At 72.3% G+C, this 12,012-nt stretch carries 8 protein-coding genes; 7 read left to right on the forward strand and 1 reads right to left on the reverse strand.

Annotated features, from left to right (window positions below; genetic code table 11):
* Positions 1-27 precede the first annotated feature (27 nt).
* Positions 28-1,707 (reverse strand): alkaline phosphatase D family protein, encoded by a 1,680-nt coding sequence (locus AB0368_RS37650; RefSeq protein ID WP_366158835.1) that lies wholly within the window; start codon positions 1,705-1,707, stop codon positions 28-30.
* 206 nt (positions 1,708-1,913) lie between these two features.
* On the opposite strand from AB0368_RS37650, the gene ftsY reads away from it, so the two are divergent.
* The 7 genes from ftsY to AB0368_RS37685 all read left to right on the forward strand — a co-directional run bounded on the left by ftsY (position 1,914) and on the right by AB0368_RS37685 (position 11,850).
* A complete protein-coding gene (gene ftsY / locus AB0368_RS37655; protein ID WP_366158836.1) occupies positions 1,914-3,074 on the forward strand; it encodes a signal recognition particle-docking protein FtsY in 1,161 nt (386 codons plus the stop codon).
* 51 nt (positions 3,075-3,125) lie between these two features.
* Entirely contained in the window at positions 3,126-3,923 is a 798-nt protein-coding gene (locus AB0368_RS37660) for an aminoglycoside phosphotransferase family protein (RefSeq protein ID WP_364704725.1), read from the forward strand.
* Positions 3,924-4,172: 249 nt separating this feature from the next.
* Positions 4,173-5,561: an ammonium transporter gene (locus AB0368_RS37665; protein WP_366158837.1), complete on the forward strand. Its 1,389-nt coding sequence runs from the start codon at positions 4,173-4,175 to the stop codon at positions 5,559-5,561.
* Between the two features lie 25 nt (positions 5,562-5,586).
* Positions 5,587-5,925 (forward strand): P-II family nitrogen regulator, encoded by a 339-nt coding sequence (locus AB0368_RS37670; RefSeq protein WP_366158843.1) that lies wholly within the window; start codon positions 5,587-5,589, stop codon positions 5,923-5,925.
* A gap of 21 nt (positions 5,926-5,946) precedes the next feature.
* Complete coding sequence (locus AB0368_RS37675) at positions 5,947-8,202, forward strand: [protein-PII] uridylyltransferase (RefSeq protein WP_366158838.1); 2,256 nt, start codon at positions 5,947-5,949, stop codon at positions 8,200-8,202.
* Positions 8,203-8,275: 73 nt separating this feature from the next.
* Positions 8,276-10,786 (forward strand): glycosyltransferase family A protein, encoded by a 2,511-nt coding sequence (locus AB0368_RS37680; protein WP_366158839.1) that lies wholly within the window; start codon positions 8,276-8,278, stop codon positions 10,784-10,786.
* Positions 10,787-10,806: 20 nt separating this feature from the next.
* Entirely contained in the window at positions 10,807-11,850 is a 1,044-nt protein-coding gene (locus AB0368_RS37685; protein WP_366158840.1) for a class I SAM-dependent methyltransferase, read from the forward strand.
* Positions 11,851-12,012: the final 162 nt, after the last annotated feature.

The following is a 12,012-nucleotide window of genomic DNA, read 5'->3' on the forward strand; positions in this document are numbered from 1 at the left end:
GGGTATCGGGCATGATCGATCTTGCGTTCAGTCGGTCAGGGGGACCTTGGCCACCGGGAACAGCTCGCCGTCCTTGGTGGTGCCCTCCAGGAGGACCTCCGCGCGCCCGGCTGAGTGGCGCAGTGTGCTCACCGCGTTGCCGAAATACGGCCCTGCCAGCCGCTTCCAGGTCACCGGCGGCCGCGCCACGCCCGCCGATCTGGCCAGGCCGCGCATCATCTTGGCCGCCGCGCGGGACCAGCTCAGGCGCATCAGGGGCTTCAGTGGCGCCGGCACCTGGTTGTGGATGGGGGAGCACGTCAGTTGGTGTACGGGCGTGCGTACGGCCCGTCCCAGGTCGGCCCGGGCCACGTACGAGTGGTGCACGTCCCCGGAGAGCACGCTGATCGTGGCGGGTGCCGCGTAGGCGCCGCCGGCTCCGACGCGGTGGCTGGGGGCTCCCTCGCCGCCCTCGCCGATGCGGCGGAACAGCTCCGTCAGGGCTTCGAACGAGCGCCGGAACGCCGCCCAGTGTTCGAGGTCGAAGGCTCGGCGGATCTTCTCCGCCAGGCCTGTGGCCGAGGCGTCCGCGGCTTTCTCGTTCCATGCCTCGACGTGGTGGATCGCCGGCGGCATCAGCCACGGCAGGGACGAGCCGACCACCAGGTGGTCGTAGTCGCCGTGGGCCTGGTCGACGAACCAGCTCCATTCCGGCGCCGGGAGCATCTCGCGGGCGCCCGGGGTCAGGACGCGGTTGCAGCGGTTGTCGAGCATGACCAGGCGGGTACGGCCGATGTCGAGGGCGAAGCTCCACTGGTACGGCCGGTCCGTGTTCTCCGCCGACGACGGCGAGTCGACCGACAGGCCGAAGTCGTGCAGCAGGTCGGTCGCGTCCGGGACCGAGGTGATCTTCGCGAGCAGCGGGTCGGCGGTGAGTTCGTCCGGGCTGAGGTTGCCGAGGTGCTGGTAGACCCAGTACGACGCCAGGCCGCTGGCGATGCGTTCGGCCCACCACGGCCGGGCCGACATGTCGGCGCGCCAGGAGGCCGAGGTGTTCCAGTCGTCGATGATCTCGTGGTCGTCGAAGATCATGACGCTGGGCACGGTGGCGAGCAGCCAGCGGACCTCCGGGTCGCGCCACGACTCGAGGTAGAGCTTCGTGTACTCGTCGAAGGTGACCACCTCGTCCCTGGGGCCGTGGTGGCCGGCCGCGCGGCGGCGGCGCAGGAAGCGGCGTACCTTCGTCGAGGTCTTGTCCGCGTAGATCTGGTCGCCCAACAGCACGATGAGGTCGGGGCGCAGGTCCGGGTCGCGCGGGTCGGCCATCAGCCGCCGGGCGTACGCGTCCAGCGCGTCCGGTGGCAGCTTCCGCCCGGTGGCGTGCGGGGTGGCCTCCCGGCAGGAGCCGAAGATCATGCTGACCGGGTGGCCGGCGTCGTCCGCGGGGCGGGTCGCGATGACGCTCGGCGGGTACGGCGACTCGGACTGCGGCCACACGTGGCGGTCGTCGAGCCACAGCTCGTATTCCGTGGCCTTGCCGCGGGGCAGCCCCTCGACGACCACGATCGCGTAGTGGTGCCCGTACACGGAGAAGGTCTGCGCGGACCCGGCGCCGCCACCGGCGGCCTCGACCCGCACGCGGGCCGGTTCGGTGGTCTCCACCCAGATCGTCGCCTTGTCGCCCACGACACGCCGCAGCACCGGCCCGATGAGCAGGTGCGCGGTCACGGAGCTCCCGCGAGAAGCTGGGCTTGCACGAGGGGCTGGGCTTGCACGAGGAGCGGAAATGCCGGGCGGAGAGCCATGATTCCATCCTCCCCAGCAGGCCGGTTTTCCGCCACCGCGCTTTCGGGCACCACCGGGTCACCCGACGTGTCCGGCGACACCGACGGGTGGCGCCACGCTCCCCGGGCACATCTGTCAGGATTTCGTCCATGGAATACGTGGTCGCCTCCCTGATCCTGCTGGCGGTGCTGATCGTCGGGGCCGTCGGCCTCGTCGTGCCGCGCCTGCGCCGGCGTGAGCTCCCGCCGCCGGGAGAGACCCGGGCGGGCACGACCACGCTCGAGCGTCCCCCGGCGGTGCCCGAGACCGAGGCGCTGCCGCCGCTGATCGAGCGCCCGGCCGAGCCCGCGGTGCCCGAGGCGCCGGTCCTCGAGAAGCCCGAACCCACCGCCGGGCGGTTGGTGCGGCTGCGGGCCCGGCTCAGCCGGTCGCAGAACGCCTTCGGCCGGGGCCTGCTCAGCGTGCTGTCCCGCGACCACCTCGACGAGGACGCCTGGGAGGAGATCGAGGACAGCCTGATCACCGCCGACGTCGGCGTCGAGGCCACGCAGGTCCTCGTCGAGCGGCTGCGCGAGCGGGTACGGGTGCTGGGCACGCGTACGGTCGCCGAGGTGCGCGAGCAGCTCGCCGAGGAGCTCACCGCCGCCCTGGAGCCGGATCTGGACCGCAGCCTGAACACCGCCCCGCACGGGGGCAGGCCCGCGGTAGTGCTGGTCGTCGGGGTCAACGGCGCCGGCAAGACCACCACCTGCGGCAAGATCGGCCGGGTGCTCGTCGCGGACGGGCGTACGGTGCTGTTCGGCGCCGCCGACACGTTCCGGGCCGCCGCCGCCGAGCAGCTCGCCACCTGGGGTGAGCGGGTCGGGGCGGAGACCGTGCGGGGCCCCGAGGGCGGTGACCCGGCCAGCGTCGCTTTCGACGCCGTCAAGCGGGGTATCGACGTGGGCGTGGACACCGTTCTGATCGACACCGCCGGCCGGTTGCAGAACAAGGTCGGGCTGATGGACGAGCTCGGCAAGGTCAAGCGGGTGGTCGAGAAGCACGGCCCGGTCGACGAGACCCTGCTCATCCTGGACGCGACCACCGGCCAGAACGGGCTCGAGCAGGCCCGGGTCTTCACCGAGGTGGTGGACGTCACCGGGGTGGTGCTCACCAAGCTGGACGGCACCGCCAAGGGCGGAATCGTCATCGCCGTGCAACGCAAGCTGGGGATCCCGGTCAAGCTGGTCGGTCTGGGCGAGGGCCCGGACGATCTCGCGCCGTTCGAGCCCGCCGCCTTCGTCGAGGCCCTGCTTGGCACCGACGCGTAGTCTCGAGGGCGGTAAGCCCGTGAAGCGGGGAACGTCCAGGGGAGGTCGTGGGTGACGCAGGAACCCGTCCGCGAGATCCCATTGCACGGCGGGAACGTCAGCACGGTCTCGCGGGTCGGTGACACGGTCCGCCGCAACGCCGGGCCCTGGACTCCGGCCGTGCACTCGCTGCTCAACCACCTCCAGCGGGTGGGGTTCACCGGGTCCCCGCACGCCCTCGGCATGGACGAGAAGGGCCGCGAGGTCCTGTCGTACCTCGACGGTGAGTGCGGTGAGTATCCGCTGGCTCCGCACTGGACGACCGAGGAGGCGCTGGTCACGGTCGCCACGATGCTGCGCATGTTCCACGACGCGCAGTACGGCTTCCAGCCACCGCCCGGCGCTGTGTGGCGCAGCTTCGGGCCGCCCCCGCCGGACACCGAGGTGATCTGCCACCACGACGCCGCCCCGCACAACGTGGTCTGGCGGCCGGACGGCACCCTCGCCCTCATCGACTTCGATCTGGCCTCGCCGGGCGCCCGGATCTACGACGTCGCGTACGCGGCCTGGACCTGGGTGCCGCTCTTCAGCGACCGTGACTCCTACACGCTGGGCTGGAAGCGGCCCAACCGGCCGCGGCGGCTGCGGCTGTTCGCGGACGCGTACGGGCTGATCCCGCGCGACCGGCACCGGCTGGTCCGGACGATCCGCAAGCGCATCGTCGACCACGTCGAGGGCATCCGCCGGATGGCCGCCGCCGGCGACCCGGCCTTCGTCCGCATCGTGCACAAGGGTCATTTGCGGCGGCCGATGCGGGACCTACGCCTGCTCGATTACGAGCGGCACACCCTGGAGTACGCCCTCCGCTGACGGAGATGGGCATATTGTCCAGATCTACGGGCACTCCACCGCGCCCTTGTGAGAGTTTCTTCACACGCCGGAAACAAGCGGTGACGTGTTGGAAATCGCGCGTACACCGTGCGCGAAACAGCTGACCGGAAGGCTTCCGCCACACACCGGTCAACTGGCGCGACGCTGCCCTGGGGGACCGACCCCGCATTGCCCGACGGCTCGCCGCGTGGGCAAGCGCTGAAGGACACCTATCCGAGAGGAGGCAGCGTGGAGATCAACACCGGCAATACGGCCTGGTTGCTCCTGTCGTCTGCGCTCGTTTTGCTCATGACTCCGGGCCTGGCGCTGTTCTACGGTGGCCTGAACCGGTCCAAGGGCGTACTGAACATGATGATGATGAGCTTCTCGTGCATCGGGCTCATCTCCGTCCTCTGGGTTCTGTACGGCTTCACTCTGGCGTTCGGTGTCAACGACAACGAAGGCCTGAACAGCGTGATCGGCAACTTCTCCCAGTACTTCGGTACGGGCACCAGCGCGATCACCGAGGAATGGCTGTTCTTCGGCGCCAACACCGGCATCCCGACGTACGCGTTCATGGTCTTCCAGATGATGTTCGCGGTCATCACCGTCGCGCTGATCAGCGGCGCCGTCTCGGACCGCATGAAGTTCGGCGGCTGGGTGCTCTTCGCGCTCGCATGGTTCACGCTGGTCTACGTCCCGGTCGCGCACTGGGTCTGGGGTGGCGGCTTCATCGGCGCCAAGATCCGGGCGCTCGACTTCGCCGGTGGTACGGCGGTCCACATCAACGCCGGTGCCGCCGCGCTCGCGCTGTGCCTGATCCTGGGCAAGCGCATCGGCTGGCCGCGGGAGAACATGCGGCCGCACAACGTGCCGTTCGTCGCCCTCGGCGCCGGCCTGCTGTGGTTCGGCTGGTTCGGCTTCAACGCCGGCTCCGAGCTCACCGTCGACGGCACCACCGTCTTCGCCTTCATCAACACCCAGGTCGCCACGGCGGCCGCCCTGCTCGGCTGGGTCGTCGTGGAGTGGATCCGCGACGGCAAGCCCACCCTCGTCGGCGCCTCCTCCGGTGCGGTCGCCGGCCTGGTCGCGATCACCCCGGCGTGCGGCTTCGTCGCCCCGCTGCCGGCCGTACTCATCGGTCTTGTCGCCGGTGCGGTCTGCGCTCTGGCGGTCGGCCTGAAGTACCGCCTCGGCTACGACGACTCGCTCGACGTCGTCGGCGTCCACTTCGTCGGCGGCTGGATCGGCTCGCTGTCGATCGGCTTCTTCGCCACCGCGCAGGTCAACGCCGGCATCACCGACAGCAAGATCCTGAACGCGAGCGAGGGCCTGTTCTACGGCGGCGGCCTGACCCAGCTCGGCCGCCAGGCGGCGGGCAGCCTCATCGTGACGCTCTACTCGTTCGCCATCGCGGCGGTCATCGCCCTCGTCATCAAGGCCGCCAAGGGCCTGCGGGTGACCGAGGAGGCCGAGATCTCCGGCATCGACATCGCCGACCACGGCGAGACGGGCTACGAGCTCACCCCGAGCGGTGGCGCGGGCGCCGGCGGCGCCTTCGCGATGGCCGGCCTCACCAAGTCCGCACCCGTGGACGCTGACGGCAAGGCCGACGTCAGCCAGAAGGTCGCCGGTTAAGTTCTCTGACATGGAGGGACTGAGCATGAAGCTGGTGACCGCGGTCATCAAGCCGTACCAGCTCGACGCGGTGAAGGAGGCTCTGCACGCCCTGGGCGTCGCCGGGCTCACCGTGAGCGAGGTACAGGGCTACGGACGGCAGAAGGGCCACACCGAGGTGTACCGGGGTGCCGAGTACACGGTGGAGTTCCTGCCGAAGATCAAGGTCGAGGTCGTCACCGACGAGATCGACGTGGACAAGGTCGTGGACGCGGTGGTCACCTCCGCCAGGACCGGGAAGATCGGCGACGGCAAGGTCTGGGTGACGTCGGTCGACGACGTGGTCCGGGTCCGCACCGGCGAGCGCGGACTCGACGCGCTCTGATCGCCGGGCATGGTGAGTCACATGGTCGGTGAGCCGTCTGCGGCACCTCGTGTGCCGTCCGAGGGCTCGCCGGCCGCCCTGCGGCAGCACATCGGCGCCGTCGCCCGCTTGAACCGGGCGGCGGCGCTGGATGCGTGGCTGGCCGCGATGTTCCCCAGCCACCTGCCCGGCGTGAGCCTGGTCGCGGTCGGCGGGCTGGGCCGGCACGACGTGGCGCCGTACAGCGACCTGGACCTCGTGCTGCTGCACAACGGGACGGCCGGCATCGACCGGATCGCCTCCGCGCTGTGGTATCCGATCTGGGACGCGCGGCTCGGCCTCGACCACTCGGTGCGGACGCTGCCCGAGGCCTTGTCGGTCGCCCACGACGACGTGAAGGTGTCGCTGGGGCTGCTGGACGCCCGGCACATCGCCGGGGACGCCGCCCTCTCCGCCGAACTCATCGCCGCCGCCGGTGACCAGTGGCGGCGGACGGCCGTACGCCTGCTTCCCCAGCTCAAGGAGCTCACCACCGCCCGCTGGGCCACCCACGGCGAGCTTGCGTTCCTGCTCGAGGGCGACCTCAAGGAGGCCGCCGGCGGGCTGCGGGACGTGACGATCCTGCGCGGCATCGGCCGGGCGGGGGTCGCCGACACGATGCGCCCGGCGGTCCGCGCCGCCGACCTGCGGCTGCTCGACACCCGTGACGCCCTGCATCTCGCCGTCGGCCGCCGCGTGGACCGGCTGGTCGCCCAGGAGCGCGCCGCCGTCGCCGAGCTGCTGGAGGTCGAGGACGGCGACGCCCTGCTGCGCCGGGTCGCCGGCGACGCCCGGACCGTCGCCCATGCCCTCGACGACGCCTGGCGAGCCACCGACAGGCTGCGCAACGGACGCCGGCGCGGCACCGTGCCCGGCCGGCCGGCCCGGCGCCCGGTCGCCCGCGACGTGGTCGAGCAGGACGGTGAGCTCGTGCTCGCGCGGACCGCGATCGGGCCCGTGGCAGATCCGACGCTCTCGCTGCGGGTGGCCGCCGCGGCTGCGACCGTACGGCTGCCCATCGCGCGCGCTACTTGCGAGTGGCTGGCCGCCTTCTGCCCACCGCTGCCGACCCCGTGGCCGCCCGCCGCGCGGGCCGCGCTGGTCTCGCTGCTCGGCTCCGGGCCGGGCCTGCTGCCCACCTGGGAGGCATGCGACCGGTACGGCCTGATCGACGCCTGGCTGCCGGAGTGGGCCCGGATGCGCAGCCTCCCGCAGCACCACCCGGTGCACCGCTACACCCTGGACCGCCACCTCGTGCAGGCGGCGTACGAGGCGACCGCGTACGCCCGCGAGGTGGACCGCCCCGACCTGCTGCTGCTCGGCGCGTTCCTGCACGACGTCGGCAAGGGCCTGCCCGGCGACCACAGCATCGTCGGCGCGCCCGTCGCCGCCGAGATCGCGACCCGCATCGGCCTGCCGCCCGCGGACGTGGCGACGGTCGAGAAGCTGGTCCGCCTGCACCTGCTGCTGCCCGACGTGGCGACCCGCCGCGACCTCAGCGATCCGGTGACCATCTCCTCCGTCGCCGGCGACGTGGGCGACGCGACGACCCTCGACCTCCTGCACGCCCTGGCCCGGGCCGACTCGCACGCCACCGGCCCCGCCGCGTGGTCGGACTGGAAGGAGCGGCTGATCGCCGAGCTGGTCCGGCGCGTGCGTACCGCGCTGGACACCGGCGCGCTGCCCGAACCGCCCGCGCCCGACCCGGAGCTGCTCGACGGCGCCCTGCCCGCGGTCCACCTCGACGGCGACCGGGTCGCGGTGGCCGCGGCCGACCGCCGGGGACTGCTCGGCTCCGTGGCGGCGTGCCTGGCCATGCACCGCCTCGACGTCATCTCCGCCGACGCCTGCACGGTCGACGGCCGGGGGATCGTCGAGTTCCAGACCCAGCCCCGGTACGGCTCCCCGGCCGACCCGCTCGCCCTCGCCGCGGACCTGCGCCGGGTGGCGGCCGGCGACGTGTCGGTGACCCAGCGGGTGCGGGCGCGGGCGATGTCGACCCGCAGTGGCGCGGCACCGCGCGTGGTGTGGCTCCGGGCGGCGGCGACCGACGCGGTCGTGCTCGAGCTGCGGGCGGCCGACTCGGCGGGCCTGCTCTACCGGGTCGCCACCGCGCTGGACGAGGCCGGTGCCGAGGTGAGGGCGGCGCGCATCTCGACGCTGGGCGGCGACGTGGTCGACGCCTTCTACCTCGTCGGCCCCTGGTCGGACGCCGGCGAGCGGGAACGGGTGGGAGCGGCGGTCCTGGCGGTGGTCTGAGCCCGTCACCTCCCGGCGGCGGCGACGTTGCCTGTAGTGACATCCGGGGCTTGATGAAGAGGTCTGTTGCCGCATGGGGGAACCAGCCGGTCTGCTCGACGACTACCTGAGGATCGCCCGGTACCACGTGCAACGGGCCGTGCCGCCCACCGCGATCCGGCTCCGCTCGCTGGAGATGCGGCGGCTGCTGGCGTACATCGCGCTGCGCGACACCGGTACGACGTACGCGGAACTGCTGGCGGCCGCACGCTCGGGTGACGTGGCGTGGCTGCGCCGGATCCGCCAGGACGTCCGGCCCTCGGTGCTGGCCGGGCTCGCGCAGACGCTGGCATTGCAGGACATGCTGCCGGAGGACCGCAGCGACGCGCTGGCCCTGTACGAGCTCGTGCGTTCCGCTCTGGGGGCGCAGGCGCTGCCGGGCGCGCACCGGGGACTGCATGCGCAGCTCGCATACACGTGGCGCGGGGCCGAGGCGGCGCGGGCGCTGCTGCGGGCGTACCCGGAAATCAGCGAGGCCGTGCGCTGCGACCTCGAGATCGACGTCGCGAATCCCTTCGCCGGCGACGGCGAGCAGCCGGTGGCGCCCTGGCTGGCCGCGTTCCAGCGGCTGATGCCGAAGCCGTATCCGGCGATCGAGCCTGCCAACGGGTTGCCGCCGTTCGACCGGCTCACCGTCACCGCCGATCCCGCCCCGCTCGACGAGCCGCAGCGGGTCTCGGTGATCGTGACCGCGTTCCACCCGGACGAGGGCCTGATCACCGCGGTGCGCTCGATCCTCGCCCAGTCCTGGCGCAATGTCGAGGTGCTCATCGTCGACGACGCCTCGCCTCCGGAGTACGACGAGATGCTGCAGCGCGCGCTCGCGCTGGGTCCGCGGGTCCGGCTGGTCAAACAGCCGTACAACCAGGGCACGTACGCGGGGCGCAACGCCGGCCTCGACGCGGCGGAGGGCGAGTTCGTCGCGTTCCAGGACTCCGACGACTGGTCGCACCCGCGCCGGCTGGAGCTCCAGGTGCGGCCGATGCTGGAGAACGGCCGCATCGTCGCTACCACTACGGACGGCCTGGCGGTCACCGAGGATCTGGCGCTCACCCGTCCCGCGGTGCGGCGGGGCCGGTTCAACCCGTCGTCGCTGATGTTCCGCCGGCAGATGGTGATGGACCGGATCGGCTACTTCGACCGGGTCCGCAAGGCCGCCGACTCCGAGTACATCGGACGGATGCGGTCCGTCTACGGCGAGCGGGCGGTGCGCCACGTCGAGTCGGCGCCGCTCGCGCTCATCCGGCTGTCGCAGGGGTCGCTGTCGCGCTCGGAGATCCGGGCGTACTGGATGCACCCGGCGCGGGTCGCCTACTCGTCGGCGTACCAGTTGTGGCACGGGCGGATCGCGGCCCGCGCCGCGAAACCGTACCTGCCGCGGGAGGGCGGCGAGCGGCCCTTCGCGGCCCCCGACCACCTCCGGTACGCCCGGGGTGAGGCGCCGCCCCGCCCCGAGTACGACGTGGTGATGGCCGGCGACTGGCGGTTCCTGCAGGGGCCGCAGCTGTCCGCCGTGGACGAGATCCAGGCGCTGATCGACCGCGGACTGCGCGTCGCCGTGCTGCATCTGGAATCGTTGCGGCCGATGGCCCGGCGCCGCTACCCGCTGGCCGGCCCGATCCAGCGGCTGGTCAACGCCGGCCGGATCACTCAGCTGCTGCCCGGTGACGCCAACGAGGCGGCGCTCGTCATCGTCCGGCACGCGGCCGCGCTGCAGTTCGCGCCGGACGACGAGTGCCTGCTGCGACCCCGCCGGGTGCTCATCGTCGCCGACCAGGCACCGGTACGCCGCGACGGGCTCGACCACCGCTACGACCCGGAGGCGTGCACGGCTGCGGCGGCGCGGCTGTTCGCGGCGGAGCCGGTGTGGTGCCCGCAGGATCCGGAGGTGCGGGGCGTGCTGCGGGCGTACCCGTCGATCGAGCTGACGGCGTACGACCTGCCGACCGTCGTCGGGACCGGCCGATGGACGGCGGCGCGCGACGGCGCGACCGGGGATCTGCCGGTGGTGGGCACGGACCTGTGCGACCAGGGGGTGTGGCCCCGCGACACCCGGGAGTCGCTGTTCGTCTACGACGACCTGCGCAAGGTGGACGTCCGGCTGCGGCTGCCGGACTGGCCGCGGACCGACGTGTCGCTCGGCGGGCCCCGGTCGCACCTGGTCTACGAGGCCGGCGACCTGGACCTGCGGACCTTCCTGCACCAGCTCGACTTCTACCTGCACTTCCCGCATCCGGAGGCGGTGGAGACGTACTCCCGGCCGGCGCTCGAGGCGGCCGCGCAGGGCTGCGTGGTGGTGACGCCCGAGCGGCACGCCGCGATCTTCGGCGACGCCGCGGTCTACTGCACCCCGGCCGAGGCCGCCGGGCTCATCAAGCGCTACAGCGCGGACCGGGTGCTCTTCGCGGAGCAGAGCCGGCGCGCCCGGGCCGTCGTGGCCAAGGCCCACGACGCGCAGGGGTACGTCGACCGCATCGCGGGCCTCGTCCACGCGCCCAATACCACCCCGCCCGCGCAGCGCACACCTGAGCCGGCGCCGGCATGACATCGGAGGTTCGGAAGAATATGAGCAGCCTGACCGGGATCGGCGGCCGGCTGGCGGTACGCCTGCAGAGCCTGACCCGTCCGCAGGTCATCGTCCTCATCGTGGTGCTGGCGGTCGTCGCCGGCATCTGGACGGCGGCCGCGACGGGGCACCAGGGCCTCGCCGTCTCCCTCGTGGCGGTGCTGCTGCTCGGGGTGCTGCTCGGCATCCTGCACCTGTCGCGCTGGATGGGCGGCCTGCACCGCGCGAACCAGGCAGCCCACCGTGACCTGCGGGTCGTCGTCGAGCAGATGCAGCGCCGGGTCGTCGCGACGGTGGAGAAGGAGCGGGTGACCGCCGGCGACCGGCACCAGGAGCTGACCCGGACCATCACCCGTGGCCTGCGCCAGAACGGGCACGGCAACGATCTGCTGCTGCGCGCGCAGAGCCGGGAGATCGAGGCGATGTTCCAGCTGTTCGCCGAGTTCACGCCGCGGGCGCCGATGCCGTCGTCGGGCGACTTCGCGCTGAACCCCACGGATCTGCTGGAGCTGCTGCACATCGTGCGGCTGCGCCGGCCGCAGCTGGTGGTCGAGCTGGGCAGCGGCACGTCGACGGTGTGGCTCGCGTACGCGCTGGAGAAGAGCGGCGGCCGGCTGATCTCGCTGGACCACGACGAGGACTACGCGGGCAAGACGCGGGAGATGCTGGACGCGCACGGGCTGTCGGCTGTCGCCGAGGTGCGGACCGCGCCGCTGACCGAGCTGGTCGCCGACGGCAAGACCTATCGCTGGTACGACGTGGAGAAGCTCGCCGACGTCCGCGACATCGACCTGCTGCTGATCGACGGCCCGCCCGCGTCGACCGGGCCCGACGCGCGGTACCCGGCCATGCACGCCTTGGAGAGCCGCCTGGCGCCGGTCGCGACCGTGGTGCTCGACGACGCCAACCGCCCCGACGAGCAGGACGCCGTGCGGCGCTGGGTGGAGAACGTCGCCGGCCTCACCGCCGAGCCTCACCTGCTCGGGCGGCACGCGGTGCTGTCCTACTCGCGCAGCGGCGCGACTGCCTCCGTACCCGCATAAAAGTCGACCGGCCGGCATGCGGGGGCATGCCGGCCGGTCTTCGGGGGGAGGGAAAAGTCAGCGGCTACCGAAGTCCTGGGTGTAGTACGGGGTGCCGTTGGCGGAGTAGACCACGCCGACGGCGAACGTCTTGGCGCCGCAGTCGAGCAGGTTGGCGCGGTG

Source organism: Actinoplanes sp. NPDC051475, from assembly GCF_040689425.1.
Classification (GTDB): Bacteria; Actinomycetota; Actinomycetes; order Mycobacteriales; family Micromonosporaceae; genus Actinoplanes.

What these genes read in the sequence shown, in the direction of transcription:
- ftsY (WP_366158836.1), top strand. Translation starts at nt 1,914, where the DNA reads ATGGAATACGTGGTCGCCTCCCTGATCCTGCTGGCGGTGCTGATCGTC.
- AB0368_RS37675 (WP_366158838.1), top strand. Translation starts at nt 5,947, where the DNA reads ATGGTCGGTGAGCCGTCTGCGGCACCTCGTGTGCCGTCCGAGGGCTCG.
- AB0368_RS37670 (WP_366158843.1), top strand. Translation starts at nt 5,587, where the DNA reads ATGAAGCTGGTGACCGCGGTCATCAAGCCGTACCAGCTCGACGCGGTG.
- AB0368_RS37680 (WP_366158839.1), top strand. Translation starts at nt 8,276, where the DNA reads ATGGGGGAACCAGCCGGTCTGCTCGACGACTACCTGAGGATCGCCCGG.
- AB0368_RS37685 (WP_366158840.1), top strand. Translation starts at nt 10,807, where the DNA reads ATGAGCAGCCTGACCGGGATCGGCGGCCGGCTGGCGGTACGCCTGCAG.